10 protein-coding genes are annotated in these 15881 nt (G+C 61.2%); 4 read left to right on the top strand and 6 right to left on the bottom strand.

Translation table 11 applies throughout. The features are described 5' to 3' along the window. Positions 1–65 precede the first annotated feature (65 nt). Together gltB and AC1Q5O_RS11350 are read left to right on the top strand one after the other, a co-directional pair. The gene (gene gltB, locus AC1Q5O_RS11355) at positions 66–4784 is read left to right on the top strand and encodes a glutamate synthase large subunit (RefSeq protein WP_492562993.1); all 4719 of its coding nucleotides are present in this window, start codon (positions 66–68) and stop codon (positions 4782–4784) included. 114 nt (positions 4785–4898) lie between these two features. Continuing rightward, the gene (locus AC1Q5O_RS11350; protein ID WP_492562992.1) at positions 4899–6353 is read left to right on the top strand and encodes a glutamate synthase subunit beta; all 1455 of its coding nucleotides are present in this window, start codon (positions 4899–4901) and stop codon (positions 6351–6353) included. Positions 6354–6361: 8 nt separating this feature from the next. On the opposite strand, the gene AC1Q5O_RS11345 is transcribed toward AC1Q5O_RS11350, so the two are convergent. Both AC1Q5O_RS11345 and AC1Q5O_RS11340 read right to left on the bottom strand, forming a co-directional pair. After that, positions 6362–7564, bottom strand: coding sequence for an SGNH/GDSL hydrolase family protein (locus AC1Q5O_RS11345; protein WP_492563158.1), 1203 nt, complete (start codon positions 7562–7564; stop codon positions 6362–6364). Positions 7565–7587: 23 nt separating this feature from the next. Next, positions 7588–8814 (bottom strand): lytic murein transglycosylase, encoded by a 1227-nt coding sequence (locus AC1Q5O_RS11340; protein WP_492562991.1) that lies wholly within the window; start codon positions 8812–8814, stop codon positions 7588–7590. Between the two features lie 223 nt (positions 8815–9037). Here AC1Q5O_RS11340 and galU point away from each other — a divergent pair, with 223 nt between their 5' ends. Then, positions 9038–9943, top strand: coding sequence for a UTP--glucose-1-phosphate uridylyltransferase GalU (gene galU, locus AC1Q5O_RS11335; protein ID WP_223615970.1), 906 nt, complete (start codon positions 9038–9040; stop codon positions 9941–9943). A gap of 35 nt (positions 9944–9978) precedes the next feature. Here galU and AC1Q5O_RS11330 read toward each other — a convergent pair whose 3' ends face one another. Further along, positions 9979–11658 (bottom strand): outer membrane beta-barrel protein, encoded by a 1680-nt coding sequence (locus AC1Q5O_RS11330; RefSeq protein WP_492562989.1) that lies wholly within the window; start codon positions 11656–11658, stop codon positions 9979–9981. A gap of 236 nt (positions 11659–11894) precedes the next feature. Between AC1Q5O_RS11330 and AC1Q5O_RS11325 the strand changes: the two genes are divergently transcribed. Continuing rightward, positions 11895–12890 carry a KpsF/GutQ family sugar-phosphate isomerase gene (locus tag AC1Q5O_RS11325; RefSeq protein WP_223615980.1) on the top strand — a complete coding sequence of 332 codons (996 nt, stop codon included), beginning with the start codon at positions 11895–11897 and terminating at the stop codon, positions 12888–12890. 167 nt (positions 12891–13057) lie between these two features. On the opposite strand, the gene AC1Q5O_RS11320 is transcribed toward AC1Q5O_RS11325, so the two are convergent. The 3 genes from AC1Q5O_RS11320 to hemH all read right to left on the bottom strand — a co-directional run bounded on the left by AC1Q5O_RS11320 (position 13058) and on the right by hemH (position 15732). After that, positions 13058–13519 (bottom strand): NfeD family protein, encoded by a 462-nt coding sequence (locus AC1Q5O_RS11320; protein WP_492562988.1) that lies wholly within the window; start codon positions 13517–13519, stop codon positions 13058–13060. Between the two features lie 24 nt (positions 13520–13543). After that, positions 13544–14554: an SPFH domain-containing protein gene (locus AC1Q5O_RS11315; RefSeq protein ID WP_346306411.1), complete on the bottom strand. Its 1011-nt coding sequence runs from the start codon at positions 14552–14554 to the stop codon at positions 13544–13546. 134 nt (positions 14555–14688) lie between these two features. Next, positions 14689–15732: a ferrochelatase gene (hemH, locus tag AC1Q5O_RS11310; RefSeq protein WP_492562987.1), complete on the bottom strand. Its 1044-nt coding sequence runs from the start codon at positions 15730–15732 to the stop codon at positions 14689–14691. Between the last annotated feature and the right edge of the window lie 149 nt (positions 15733–15881).

The following is a 15881-nucleotide window of genomic DNA, read 5'->3' as shown; positions in this document are numbered from 1 at the left end:
AATATATGCTATTCCGTCCCGCGAGGAATTGACCGCCCCAAGGGGCCCATTTGGAGGGATTGACGATGTCGGATTTGACGCCATCTGTAACGACTGAACTTGCTCAGGCCGTACAGAACCGTGCGGTCAAAACCAATAAATCGTCCGGCATTCCCACCCGACAAGGCTTGTACGACCCGCGCAATGAACATGACGCCTGCGGCGTCGGCTTCGTCGCGCATATGAAGGGCGTCAAGTCGCACAAGATCATTGAAGACGGGCTGTTCATGCTCGAAAACCTGACGCATCGCGGTGCCGTCGGCGCCGACCCGCTGATGGGCGATGGCGCAGGCATGCTCGTGCAGATTCCCGATGCGTTTTTCCGCGCGGAATGGGCCGAAAAGGGTGTCGAGCTGCCGCCGGTCAATCATTACGCCGTCGGTTATCTGTTCATGCCGCAGGATGCCGAAGAGCGCGCCAATATCGAAACCGTCATTACGGAAGTGATCGCCTCGGAAGGTCAGACGCTGATCGGCTTCCGCGATGTTCCCGTCGACAATTCGTCCCTGTCCAAGGCGCCGCATATCGCGGCGACGGAACCGTTCCACCGCCAGGTGTTCATCGGGCGCAACCCGAACATCGAATCCAATGAGGATTTCGAAGGCCGGCTGTTTATCCTGCGCAAGGTTATTTCCAACCGCATCTATCAGGAGAACGGCGGCAAGGAGAGCGACTTCTACGTCGTGTCCATGTCGGCGCGCACCATCGTCTACAAGGGCATGTTCCTCGCCTATCAGGTCGGCGCCTATTACAAGGACCTGAAGGACCCGCGTTTCGTCAGCGCGGTGGCGCTGGTGCATCAGCGCTTCTCGACCAACACCTTCCCGTCGTGGAAGCTGGCGCATCCCTACCGCATGGTTGCGCACAATGGTGAAATCAACACCCTGCGCGGCAACGTCAACTGGATGGCGGCGCGTCAGGCGTCTGTCGACAGCGAATTCTTCGGCAACGACATCTCGAAGCTCTGGCCGATCTCCTATGAAGGCCAGTCCGATACGGCCTGTTTCGACAACGCGCTGGAATTCCTGTTCCAGGGCGGCTACTCGCTCGCCCATTCGATGATGATGCTCATTCCCGAGGCATGGTCGGGCAACAAGCTGATGTCGGACGACCGCAAGGCGTTCTACGAATATCATGCTGCCCTGATGGAACCATGGGATGGCCCGGCAGCGGTTGCCTTCACCGATGGCCGCCAGATCGGCGCGACGCTCGACCGCAACGGTCTGCGTCCGGCCCGCTATATCGTCACTGACGACGATTTCGTCATCATGGCGTCGGAAGCCGGCGTGCTGCCGGTACCGGAAGAGAAGATCGTCAAGAAGTGGCGGCTTCAGCCCGGCCGCATGCTGCTGATCGACATGGAAAAGGGCGAAATCGTCTCCGACGACACGATCAAGTCCGAGATCGCCAACCGGCATCCCTACAAGACATGGCTGAAGAATACCCAGCTCATTCTTGAAGAGCTGAGCCCGGTCGAGCCGCGCGCGCTGCGCAAGGATGTCAGCCTGCTCGACCGCCAGCAGTCCTTTGGCTATACGCAGGAAGACACCAAGCTGCTGATGTCGCCGATGGCGACGACAGGCCAGGAAGCCATCGGCTCGATGGGTACGGACACGCCGATCTCGGCCATGTCCGACAAGTCGAAGATGCTCTACACCTATTTCAAGCAGAATTTTGCGCAGGTCACCAATCCGCCGATCGATCCGATCCGCGAGGAACTGGTGATGAGCCTTGTTTCGTTCATCGGTCCGCGTCCGAACATTTTCGATCTGGTCGGCACGTCCCGCCGCAAGCGCCTGGAAGTGCGCCAGCCGATCCTGACCAATGGCGATCTGGAAAAGATCCGCTCCATCGGCCACACGGAAGACCGCTTCGATACGAAGACACTGGATATCGCCTATAATGTCGAGGAAGGCGCGGCTGGCATGGCCGGTGCGCTGGAGCGTCTGTGCGAACGCGCCGAGGCGGCCGTGCATGGCGGTTACAACATCATCATCCTGTCTGACCGTCAGGTCGGGCCGGACCGCATTCCGATCCCGGCACTGCTGGCGACGGCTGCCGTCCACCATCACCTCATCCGCAAGGGCCAGCGCACCTCCGTCGGTCTGGTCGTGGAATCGGGCGAGCCGCGCGAAGTGCACCATTTCTGCTGCCTCGCCGGCTATGGCGCGGAAGCGATCAACCCCTATCTTGCCTTCGATACGCTGCTCGACATGCACAAGCGCGGCGAGTTTCCGCCGGAGGTGGACTCCAAGGAAGTCGTATCGCGTTACATCAAGTCCATCGGCAAGGGCATTCTCAAGGTCATGTCCAAGATGGGCATCTCCACCTATCAGTCCTATTGCGGCGCGCAGATTTTTGATGCGGTCGGCCTCAAGTCGGAATTCGTCGACCGCTTCTTCTTTGGTACGGCAACGACCATCGAAGGTGTCGGCCTGGAGGAAGTGGCCGAGGAGACGGTGCGCCGCCACCGCGATGCATTCGGCAATGATCCGGTCCTGCTCAGCACGCTGGATGTCGGCGGTGAATATGCCTACCGCATGCGCGGCGAGGCGCATCTCTGGTCGCCGGATGCGGTAGCCAAGCTGCAGCACGCGGTGCGCACGGAGTCGGCCACCACGTTCAAGGAATATTCCGATCTGGTGAACAGCGAGTCCGCCCGGGCGCAGACCATACGCGGCCTGTTCAAGATCAGGATGGCTGGAGATGCCGGGCGCAAGCCCGTCTCCATCGACGATGTCGAACCGGCCAAGGATATCGTCAAGCGGTTCTCGACCGGCGCCATGTCGTTCGGTTCGATCAGCCGCGAGGCGCACACGACCCTTGCCATCGCCATGAACCGGATCGGCGGCAAGTCGAACACGGGCGAGGGCGGCGAGGAGCCGGACCGCTTCTATCCGCTGCCGGACGGCAAGCCGAACCCAGAACGCTCGGCCATCAAGCAGGTCGCATCGGGACGCTTTGGCGTGACGACCGAATATCTCGTCAACTCCGACATGATGCAGATCAAGGTGGCGCAGGGTGCCAAGCCCGGCGAAGGCGGCCAGCTGCCCGGCCACAAGGTCGACGCAACGGTTGCCAAGACCCGCCACTCCACGCCGGGTGTCGGCCTGATTTCGCCGCCGCCGCACCATGACATCTATTCCATCGAGGATCTGGCGCAGCTCATCTACGATCTGAAGAACGTCAACCCTGAAGCCGATGTTTCGGTCAAGCTGGTGTCGGAAGTCGGCGTCGGCACGGTTGCGGCCGGCGTTGCCAAGGCGCGCGCTGACCACATCACCATATCGGGCTATGATGGCGGCACGGGTGCATCGCCGCTCACATCGCTCAAGCATGCCGGTTCCCCGTGGGAAATGGGCCTTGCCGAGACCCAGCAGACGCTGGTGCTCAACGGCCTGCGCTCGCGCATTGCCCTGCAGGTCGATGGCGGTCTGCGCACCGGCCGCGACGTGATCATCGGTGCCCTGCTGGGCGCCGACGAATTCGGCTTCTCCACGGCGCCGCTGATTTCCGCCGGCTGCATCATGATGCGCAAGTGCCATCTCAACACCTGCCCGGTCGGCGTGGCAACGCAGGATCCGGTCCTGCGCAAGCGCTTCAAGGGCACGCCGGAACACGTCATCAACTTCTTCTTCTTCATGGCGGAAGAGGTGCGGCAGTTCCTGGCCGACATGGGATATACAAGGCTGGAAGAGATCGTCGGCAAGGCCGAACTGCTCGAAAAGCGCGAGATGATCGATCACTGGAAAGCCAAGGGTCTCGATTTCACCCGCATCTTCCACAAGCCGGAAGCGGCGGAGGAAAAGACGCGCTGGACCGAGCGGCAGAACCATCCGATCGTCGATATCCTGGATCGCAAGCTGATCGAGCAGGCCATGCCCGCGCTGGAAAGCAAGATCCCGGTCAAGATCGAAATGCCGATCAAGAACGTTGACCGGTCGGCGGGTGCCATGCTGTCGGGTGAGGTGGCCAAGCGCTACCGGCACAAGGGTCTGAAGGAAGACACGATCTCGGTCACGTTCACCGGGACGGCCGGGCAGTCCTTTGCGGCATTCCTCGCACGCGGCATTTCGTTCGAGCTGATCGGCGACGGCAATGATTATGTCGGCAAGGGCCTGTGCGGCGGCCGCATCGTCGTCCGTCCGCCGCACGATACGAAAATCGTACCGGAGAATTCCATCATCGTCGGCAATACCGTGCTGTACGGTGCCATCGAAGGCGAAGCCTATTTCCGCGGCGTCGCGGGCGAACGCTTTGCCGTCCGCAACTCCGGCGCCATCGCGGTGGTCGAAGGCACGGGCGATCATGGCTGCGAATACATGACCGGCGGTGTCGTCGTGGTCATCGGCCAGACGGGACGCAACTTCGCGGCCGGCATGTCCGGCGGCGTGGCTTATGTGCTCGATGAAGCCGGTGATTTCGCCCAGCGCTGCAACATGGCGATGGTCGAGCTGGAGCCGGTGCCGGAAGAGGACGATATTCTCGAAAAACTGCACCATCACGGCGGCGATCTGGCCCATAAGGGCCGCGTCGATGTCTCGGCCAATATGACCAGGCATGACGAGGAACGCCTCGTGCAGCTCATCTCGAACCACATGCATTACACGGGTTCGGGCCGGGCGAAGGAAATTCTCGACAATTGGGAAGCCTTCCGGCCGAAATTCGTGAAAGTCATGCCGGTCGAATACCGCCGGGCGCTCGAAGACATGGAGCGCATGCGGATGGGTGTCGCAGCGGAATAAAATCAACGCACTCCTGCTTCGAGCGTCATCACAATGATGCTCGGCATGGGGTCCAATGCTGCCCAGACCCAACACGGGAACGGGTGGTCCTCCAAGGGTGAGGGGAGCAGTTTTATGGGTAAGGTTACAGGTTTTCTCGAGATCGACCGGCAGGTCGGAAAGTATCAGCCCGCGTCTGACCGCATTCGTCATTTCCGGGAATTCACCATTCCCATGACCGATGGCGAGGTGAAGAAGCAGGCGGCCCGCTGCATGGATTGCGGCATCCCGTTCTGCCACGGGCCGACTGGCTGCCCGATCCACAACCAGATTCCGGACTGGAACGATCTCGTCTACAACGACAATTGGGACGAGGCGATCCGCAACCTGCATTCCACCAACAATTTCCCGGAATTCACCGGCCGCATCTGCCCGGCCCCATGCGAGGAAGCCTGCACGCTGAACCTGGAAGACGTGCCGGTGTCCATCAAGACGGTGGAACAGGCGATTGCCGACAAGGCCTATGAAAAGGGCTTTATCATCCCGCAGCCTGCGGCATCGAAGACCGGCAGGAAAGTGGCCGTCATCGGCTCCGGCCCGGCCGGTCTGGCCGCGGCACAGCAGCTTGCCCGCGTGGGCCATGAAGTGCATGTCTACGAGCGCGAAAGCCGTGCAGGCGGCCTGCTGCGCTACGGCATTCCCGATTTCAAGATGGAAAAGCATTTCATCGACCGCCGCGTGGCGCAGATGGAAGGCGAAGGCGTCACCTTCTTCTACGGCGTCAATGTCGGCATCGACAAGCCGGTGCAGGAACTGCTCGATACCTATGATGCGGTGCTCTATTGCGGCGGCGCCGAAACGCCGCGTCCGGCGGGCATTCCGGGTGCCGATCTCGACGGCGTCCACGATGCCATGAACTATCTCGTGCAGCAGAACCGCCGCGTCGGCCGCGAGAACATCGAATCCGTGGCCTGGCCGAGCGATCCGATTGTGGCGTCAGGCCGCCATGTGGTTGTCGTCGGCGGCGGCGATACCGCCTCCGACTGTGTCGGCACGGCATTCCGCCAGGGCGCGGTGAAGGTCACCCAGCTCGATATCCGCCCGCAGCCGCCGGAAAAGGAAGACAAGCTCAGCGTCTGGCCCTATTGGGCGACGAAGATGCGCACGTCCTCCTCGCAGGCGGAAGGCGCGGACCGCGAGTTCCAGGTGGCAACGCTTGAATTCATCGGTGAAAACGGTGCATTGACCCATGTCAAATGCTGTGAGGTCGACGAGGCGCGCAAGCCGGTTCCCGGCACGGAATTCTACATCAAGGCGGATCTCGCCTTCATCGCCATCGGCTTTTCCGGTCCGTTCGAAACCAGTGTCGTCAGGGAACTCGGCGATACGCTGGAGATGCGAGCGGATCGTCGCGGCAACCGTTCGATTGCCGCCGATGACAAGGATTACCGCACCAGCGTCGACAAGCTGTTCACGGCCGGCGATATCCGCCGCGGCCAGTCGCTGGTCGTCTGGGCGATCCGCGAGGGACGCCAGGCGGCACAGGCCATCGATGTCGCGCTGATGGGATCGTCGGTTCTGCCGCGATAGTCAGGCCGTTATTTCGGTGCCGCGTCCGACTTCGCCGGCCACGCATAGTCGTTGATGCGGCCCGGCTGGGCCTCCGGCGCCTTGCCTTCGAGAAGCAGCTTGTCCTGCGCCGACTTGTCGGCGGCCGCGGCTTTCGGTGCGGCGCCGAGGAGATCGGTGCCGCCATCCAGTTCCGGGTCACTCAGGCTGATCGGTGCAATGCGGTCGACCTTGACCGGTGCCTGCGACGTTTCCGGCAGTGCCTGCACGGGCGAGCCCGGCTTGACGGCGGCGATGGCAGGTGACGTGGCGTTACCCAGCATCTGGCGCAATGGTTTTTCCGCATAGAAGGCCAGCTTGCGCTTGCCTGCGGTGGTCAGGCCGACGCCGTCATTGTTGCGCAGACGGGCGGTCTGGCCGGAGATGTCAAAGCCCGACAGCGTAAAGCTGCCGCCCTGGTCGACAAAGCCTTCCCAGACATCGACGAATTTGCCGTCCGCCTTCTCCGTCGCATTGCGGTAGAGTTCGTTGAACGCCAGCAGGTCGGTGCTCATGTTCTTGAACTTGAACGAGGGCTGGCCGACCCACACCACGGGTTGCCCGGTTTTCTTCACCGCTTCGAGGAATGCGTTGATGCGGCCCTGATATTCCTTTGTCCAGGCTTCGCTCTGCGGCGCTGGGCCGTTGGCGAATTGCTGGCGGTCATTGGCACCGATCATCACGACGACAACAGCCGGTTTTTCCGCGTCGATCAGACTGCCGATGGTGGCGGGCCAGTTGCGGTGGTCGCTGCGCACGAAACCGGATGAGCCGTCGCTCTTGTCGACCACGCGCACGCCGGGCGAATCCATGAAGGCCGCGTTGAGGCCTTCGGCAAGGCCGCTTGCCATGAAGTCACCGACAACCAGGATGGTTTTGGCATCGGCCAGTTTCGACGGAATGACCGGTTCGTCCGCCGGCGCGGAGGGTTGGCTGGCGGGGGCTGCCGGTTGCGGCCGCGGCCGCTCGGCCCGCTTGGTCGTGCGGTTCTTGGAGGGGCGGACGGGCCGGTTGTTTTCGTCGAAGATCATCCGGTCGGTATTTTCGCGGTAGACTTCGCGGCGCGAGCCGAAGAGCATGTCGAGCAGTGTGCGCTGCTGGGCGGCGGCGATGTCGGTAAAGACAAGGCCGCCGGCCGCACCGAGGGATACGGACACAACGATGCAACGGATGAGGCGAGCCGGCCGTTTCATTGTATCCATCGTATTTCCAAACCTTATCGCTTGCGGATAATGGTCAGCACTTCCTTGCTGGGATGACCATCGGGATCGAGCCCCATTTTCTTCTGGAACGCCTGGATGGCATCCCGTGAGCCGGAGCCGATTTTCCCGTCCACTTCGCCGTCATAATAACCCAATGCGCGCAGATGTGTCTGCAATTCTTCACGCTCCTTCATCGAGATGGGCGTGAATGGGCGATTCCAGTCGCGGCGCAGCGGCGGCGCGCCGCCGATCTGATCCGCAAGAAGACCAACACCAAGGGCATATTTGTCGGCATTGTTGTAGTTCTTCAAAACGGAGAAATTCCGTGTCATCAGGAAGGCGGGCCCCTCGCGCCCGTCAAGCACTTTCAACTGGGCCTTTTCATTGCCGCGCGGGAATGGTTTGCCGTTGGCGCGCACCACGCCGAGGCTCTGCCATTCCGCCATGGTCTTTGAGCCAGCGGGGAATTTGCGCCCGGCCGGGAGGGTCACTTCGTAACCCCAGGTCCGGCCCGATTCCCAGCCGTTCTTGGCCAGGAGATTGGCGGCCGTCGCCAGCGCATCGGGTACGGATGTCCAGATATCGCGCTTGCCGTTGCCGTCCATGTCGACGGCATAGGCGAGATAGCTCGTGGGAATGAACTGTGTATGGCCAAGGGCGCCCGCCCATGACCCGGTGAGGTGGCTGCGGTCGATATCGCCGGTCTGCAGGATCTTCATCGCCGCAATCAGCTGGGTGCGGGCATATTTTGCCCGGCGCTGGTCGGCATAGGCGAGCGTTGCGAGCGAACGCACGGCATCGCGCATGATGTCGGGCCGCTGCATGGCTTCGCCGTAATTGGTCTCCATCGACCAGATCGCCAAAAGGATATTGCGGTCGACACCGAATGATTTTTCGATGGCGGCGAGCCAGCGGCTGTATTTGCGCGCCATTTCCCGCCCGGTGGTGATGGAATGCTCGTTGACGCGGTTGTCGATGTAATCCCAGACCGGTGCCGTGAATTCCGGCTGATAGGCGGCTTTCTGCAGCACCTCGGGATCGATATCCTTGACGCCGGCAAAGGCGCGCTGGAACGTCGTGGCGGAAATTCCGCTCTGCAGCGCCGTGGTGCGGAAATTGGCAATCCATGTCTGGAACTTTGCATCGGCGGAGGCACTCGTCGCCGTGACTGCAAAAGCCAGGCTCGCGGTTGCGGCCAAAATCATGATTCGCTTTGCAAAACTCGACGGGCTCTTGAACATGTTGTCTCCTTGAACTGGGTTTCCACCTATTCCGGCAAACAATAAATTATGCACATCAAAGTTAGGAATTGGTTTACCATGCATATTTGACGGGCAGTTCCTGCGGGAACATTACCGGTCGAAAAAAATGTTTATTATGCAGCTCAAACTATTTTCATTCTTTGCAGGGCAAATGTCCATTACCAATGTTAACTGAGTTTTTGTGTGAGATGGGGAATATATTGTGACGACAGCGAAGAGAATCCGCAAAGCCGTTTTTCCAGTCGCAGGTTTTGGCACCCGCGTTCTTCCGGCAACCAAGTCTATCCCGAAGGAAATGCTGACCGTTGTCGACAAGCCGGTCATCCAGTACGTGGTGGACGAAGCCCGCGAAGCCGGTATCGAGCACTTTATTTTCGTGACCGGCCGCAACAAGGCGGTCATCGAAGATTATTTCGACGCCCAGTACGAACTCTATTCAACCCTGGCCGAGCGCGGCAAGACGGCGCTGCTCGACGAGTTGCAGAGCATCCAGCCGGGACCCGGCACGACCAGTTTCACCCGCCAGCAGGTGCCGATGGGGCTGGGCCACGCCGTGTGGTGTGCTCGCGATATCGTCGGCGATGAGCCTTTCGCGCTGCTTCTGCCGGACATGATCATGCAGCCGGAGAAAAACGGCTGCCTTGCCGACATGGTCGAGCTGTATAATCAGGCGGGCGGCGGCAACATCGTCGCCGTGCAGGAATGCGATCCGGAAGAAGCCCACAAATACGGCATCGTCGGCAAGGGCAAGGATGTCGGCAACGGTTTCGAGCTCACCGAAATGGTCGAGAAGCCGGCCAAGGGCACCGCGCCGTCCAATCTCTACATCAACGGCCGCTATATCCTGCAGCCGGAGATTTTCGACATTCTCGAGCATCAGGAGCGCGGTGCCGGCAATGAAATCCAGCTGACCGACGGCATGCTGAAACTGGCCAAGGAACAGGATTTCTTCGGCTATCACTTCCAGGGCCGCACTTATGATACGGGCTCGAAGGAAGGCTTTGTCGAAGCCAATGTGGCGTTTGCCCTGTGGCGCAACGATATCCGCAACGGTGTGATCGACAATATCGGCAACATGCTGAAGACCATCCAGCCGCGCAAGGTTTGAGATGCGTTGAGGGGGGGATATCACCCCCCTCTGTCCTACCGCTGCAGCGTCAGGCCCATATAGACGCTGCTTTCGCTGGTCTGGCGGGTATCGACCTCGCTGCGTGTGACGCGGTGCCGGGCGCTGACATCCAGCCCGAGGAAGCGGTTGAACCAGTAGGTGGCGCCGACTTCCGCGCCAAAGCCCTTGTCGAGGCCGCTGCCATCCTTGTTGTCGCGCAGCGACGCGCTCAACTCGGCATTGACGCTGAGGTTTGAGCGGATTTGGCGCTTTACGCCAATCCGTCCCTCATAGAAGATCGAGCCGCTGTCATTGGGCGTTGTCCCGCCTTCGACACGGGTGAGCAAACCAAGATTGACATCGGTGCCGCGCTGCGGCGACCATTTGATTGCCCCGTCGACGCTCAGACCATCGACATTGGACAGCCGCTCATCGTCGATACTCTGGCGCAGATAGCCCAGCGCCAGCTCGCCCGAAAGTTTCTCGCCGAAATCGGCCTCGATACCGCCGCGCAGCGCTGTGCGCATACCGGAGCGGCGAAAGCCGTTGGAATCTTCCGTTTCATCGTAGATCAGCTTGCCGATCTCCACTTCGGCGAAAGGTTTGATCGCCGGGGACATTTCGAAGCCGCCGCGCAGGGCGATGCTGGCAAAGGTGTTGTTGCGATCCTTCTGGCTGAGCGTCGTCCCGTCGGGGAACTGGGCCTGACCATAGGTTGTCCGGTCGACCTTGCCCTTCACCTGGCCAAAGAACCGGCCAAATTCGTGCCTTATGCCCAATGTGCCATCCAGTTCCTGCACGCCGGGCCTGTTGGATGCGCCGACAACCGCCGTCGGGGCGCTGGCATCCTCCTGTCGGTAGCGGTAGCCGCCTTCGCCGGTCACGGTCGTGCGGTCGCCGAGATCAAGCTTGAAACCGCCGCGCAGCCCGACATTGGGCGCGGAATACTCCTGGCCCGACAGCGTCTTGTCGTAGAGACCGTCGAAATCGAGAAAGGCCGAATGGCGCGACCAGTCCGTCGTCGCCCGCAGGCGCAGCCGTGTTTCCGAGAGAATCGCACTCTTGCCGGTTGAACTGCCGTCGGCGTTGGTCGTGGCGCGCAGGCCCTGCGAAATGGATGGCCGCAGCGTGACCGTACCGGCCCTGATGCCGAAGGGTGCAAACGGGTCGGGATCCGGCCGCACGGTCCGCCGCTCGATGGCCGGTTCAGACACGCTGTCCCTGCTTTCACGCTGTACGCGCGGATTGCCGTCCGTATCGTCGGCAATGCTGCCGGTGGTTGGTGTGGCCGGTGTCTGTCCGTTGCGTTGGGCGCGTGGAAGAGGACGTGTTCGCTGCGTTGCTGCCGTCGTGCGGTCGGCCGGAAGCGGAACGGTGCCTGGCGTGGCGGTGGGACGCGGATTGAGCGTGCGGCTGTTGTTCACCGGTCCGGACGACAGCGATGTGTCATTCGCCGTCCCGGTCGCCGTCGACGGAGCGCCCGCATCGTCATTGGGCAGGGCGCCCGGGCTGACAGGTTCGTAGGGATCCGACGGAATGCCGCCCGCGGTGGCGGGTGATGGCGCCGGCGCAGCGGCAACCACAGGCGCGCGCCGCACCGGGGCGGGCGGCGCATTCTGCTGGGTTTGCAGGACATTCTCGTCCACCGCGCCGCGCAGGGGCACGGCCTGCTGGGCCATGGCCGTTCCACCGGCAGAAAACGCAACGCTGCTCATCAACCCCGTCCACAGACACAGGTTGATCGCAGAGGTGAAGCTGCCGCGATAGGCCGGTGCTCCGATGCGGGATTGCCGATGATACATAAATAGCATTGCCAATGAGTTCGAACGTTTATGGAGCGTAAACTGTCATGGTTAATGACTGGTTTCCGCTTGGGCCGCCGGACGGGTTTGAAGGGGGCGGCGCAACAAAAAATGGACAGCGGCGCGGCAAAGCGCTAACGGTTCTCGCCATGCAGGCAATAAACGACAGCGAACTGGACAAGACCGCAGCGGTGGATTCCGCCAAGCGGACGATTTCAACCGAAAGAGACGGGCTGAGCGCGCTGCGCGATGCGCTGGATGGCAGCCTTGCGGATGCCTTCGGCAAGGCCATCGAACGCATAGCCGCCGTCCGGGGCAGAATCATCGTCACCGGGGTCGGCAAGAGCGGTCACATCGCCTCCAAGATCGCCGCGACCTTTGCCTCGACCGGGACGCCGGCCTTTTTCGTGCATCCGGCCGAAGCCAATCACGGCGATCTCGGCATGATCGGCAGCGACGATGCCATTCTGGCCCTGTCATGGTCGGGCGAAACGGCGGAGCTGAAGGGGATCGTCAGCTATTCCAGGCGGTTCCGCATTCCGCTTATCGCGGTTACATCAGGGGAAAACTCGGCACTGGCACTGGCTGCCGATGTCGTCCTGCTGCTGCCCAGGGTCACCGAGGCCTGCCCGCACGGGCTGGCGCCGACCACCTCGCCGCTGCTGCAACTGGCCATGGGCGATGCGATCGCCATTGCCCTCCTGGAAGCGCGGGGCTTCACCGCCGTCGACTTCAAGACATTCCACCCCGGCGGATCGCTCGGCGCAAGCCTGACCCATGTGCGCGAGATCATGCATCGCGGTGACGAGATTCCGCTGGTTCCGCTTGGGACGCTCATTCCCGATGCGATGAAAGTGCTGTCCGGAAAGCGTTTTGGCTGTGTTGCGGTACATAATGATGACGGCTCGCTGGCCGGGATCATCACGGATGGCGACCTCTCGCGCAACCTTCACCGCAATCTGGTGACGGTGCGGGTCGAGGAAATCATGACCCGCAACCCCAAAACCGTGCCGACGAGCATGCTGGCGAGCGCCGCGCTCGCCCTGCTCAACGAGCACAATATCGGGGCGCTGATCGTGACGGAAGACCGCTTCCCCGTCGGTATCGTGCACTTCCACGACCTCTTGCGGATCGGCGCCGCCTGATTTCAGTGTCTGCAGGCTGGTGGTGCGTGGTTCGACAAGCTCACCATGAGGGATGGAGTGGGCTGTAGAGCGCTGTATTCTGCAACGTTTATGATTAGCGTTGCACCAAACCACTTCCCTCATGGTGAGCTTGTCGAACCACGCACCTCGCAATTTACTTCCCCGGATCAAGCCGCTTCGACCGTCAGCGTTCCCTGATCGGTGCCGGTGATCCTGACCCGGCTGCCGGCGGGCAGATCGGGGCCTTTGACGCGCCAGAGGCTGTCGCCGATGCGGGCGCGCCCGTGTCCGTTCACTGTTGGCTCCTCCAGCACGACAATCTGGCCGATCATCTGTTCGTTGCGCCGGTTGAGCAGCGGCTCATCGGTCGGCACGTCAGCCGCGCCCATCAGCCTGCGGCCGATGAAGACGGTGATGACAGACAGAATGAGGAACAGGATGATCTGCAGCTGCCAGCCGATGGCGAGCATCGGTCCGAGCACGAGGATCGTCAGGAAGCCGACGATGATGGCGGCGATGCCGAACCACAGCAGGAAGATGCCGGGCACCGCCACTTCGAAAATCAGGAGGATGAAACCCAGCACCACCCAGTTCCACGGGCCGAGTTCATAGAAGAGATGTTCCAGCATCAGTGCAACTCCTCCATCGATGCGTCAGGTCGCCGAGCCGGTCCCGCCGCCCGTGCCGGGAACGGTGCGCCCGCGCCCCGGCTGTGCCGGAGGCGATGTCCGTTCCGTCTGCGCCGCATCGCCGAATACTTCCCTGGCGATTGCACCGATGCCGCCGAGCGTGCCCACCAGTGACGAGGCCTCCATCGGCATCAGGATCAGCTTCTGGTTGTTGCTGGTCGCAAACTTGCCAAAAGCCTCGGTGTATTTCTGCGCGACGAAGTAGTTGATGGCCTGCACGCTGCCCGCATTAATCGCGGCGGATACGAGTTCGGTCGCCTTGGCTTCGGCCTGAGCGAGGCGTTCGCGGCCTTCGGCCTCGCGGTAGGCGGCTTCACGCTTGCCCTCCGCCTCGAGAATCTGCGCCTGCTTCAGGCCTTCGGCGCGCAGGATCTGCGCGGCGCGGTTGCCTTCGGCCTCCAGGACCAGCGCACGCTTGTCGCGTTCCGCCTTCATCTGGCGCGCCATGGAATCGATCAGGTCCTTCGGCGGATTGATGTCCTTGATTTCGACACGGGTCATCTTGATGCCCCAGGAATGGGCGGCCTCATCCACCACCCGCAGCAGGCGGTCGTTGATCGCGTCGCGATTGGACAGGAGCTCGTCGAGATCCATCGAGCCCATGACCGTGCGGATATTGGTCATGGTGAGGTTGAGAATGGCGTTCTTCAACCCGCTGACCTGATAGGCGGCCTGTGGTGCATTCAGGATCTGGTAGAAGGCGATACCGTCGACGGCGATATTGGCGTTGTCCTTGGTGATGACCTCCTGCGTCGGCACGTCAAGCACCTGTTCCATCATGTTCAGCTTGGCGCCGATACGGTCGAAGAACGGAACGATGAGGTTAAGGCCGGGTGCGAGGGTACGGGTATACTTGCCGAAACGCTCGATGGTGTAATTATAGCCCTGCGGCACGGTCTTGACGCCCGCAAACAGCACGACCAGGACCAGAAGAACCAGTACCGGAATGGTAAAATCGAAACCGCTGAACGGCATTGTACTCCCCCTTGCCTGACATCAGGACCAATGTCATCTCGCATCATCATCCTCTATACGGATGAAGCCAAGATAGACCAAAGTCTTGATCTCAGAAAGGCTTAAGCCGGGAATTATACAGGCGTTCCGTCCGCTTAGATCCAGCCCTGCAATTCGCGCCGGACCAGCTCTTCGATCACCCGCATGCCTTCATCGGAATCATTCAGGCAGGGGATATGGGTGAAGTTGACGCCGCCATGCTCGCGGAAGGTGTTGCCGGCTTCAACAGCGATTTCCTCCAGCGTTTCCAGGCAGTCGGCGACGAAACCCGGATTGAACACGGCAACGGATTTCACGCCGTCCGCGGCGAGTTTTTCCATCGTCTTGTCCGTATAGGGCTGCATCCACTCTTCGGGGCCGAAGCGGGACTGGAAACAGGTGATCAGCTTCTTCTCGTCCCAGCCAAGCCGCTCGCGCAACAGGCGCGTGGTCTGCCAGCAATGGCAGGGGTAGGGATCGCCGCGCTTGAAATAGCTTTGCGGGATGCCGTGATAGGAGGCAACCACCACCTCCGGCTCGAAATCCAATGTCGCAAAATGCTTCTCGATGGAGACGGCAAGCGCTTCGATATAAACAGCCTCGTCCTGATAGGAGGGGACGGTGCGGGTGGCGGGCATGAAGCGCATCTTGGTGAGCGCCTCGAAGAATTTGTCGTTGACCGTCGCCGTGGTCGTTGCCGAATATTGCGGATAGAGCGGGAACATGACGATGCGCTTGCAGCCCTGTCTGTCGAGCCGTTGCAGCGCCTCTTCGATGGAGGGCTGTCCGTAGCGCATGCCCCAGTCGACGATCACATCGGGATGGGCGGCGAGGCTTGCGGCCAGCTTTTCGCTTTGCGCGCGGGTATAGGTGCGCAGCGGCGATTCGTTGCGCTCGCGGTTCCAGATCTTGTCATAAAGCGCGCCGGATTTTTTCGGGCGGGTGTTGAGCACGATGCCGTACAGCACCGGCAGCCAGATGGCGCGCGGCCATTCGATCACGCGCTTGTCCGACAGGAATTCCTTGAGGTAGCGGCGCATGGAGGTGACATCCGTGCCGTTAGGCGTGCCCAGATTGACCAGAAGCACGCCGACTTTCGAGGTTTCGATGCGCGGATGGTCGCCGGGCTTGCTTATTGCCACACCAACCTCGCCAGACATCACCATCTCTTTCAACTCCTGCTTTGCGGTTGGAACCTAGTTGTGAGGGCCGGGATTGCAAGGGCGCGAAAAGACGCAGCAAAATGGGGTAAATCGCTCTCCGGCGGGTAAAACCCAGGCTGATATGAAAGAACCCGGCACAACATTCA

Source organism: Phyllobacterium sp. MT110, from assembly GCF_058792715.1.
This window is presented reverse-complemented; position numbering and strand designations above follow the sequence as displayed.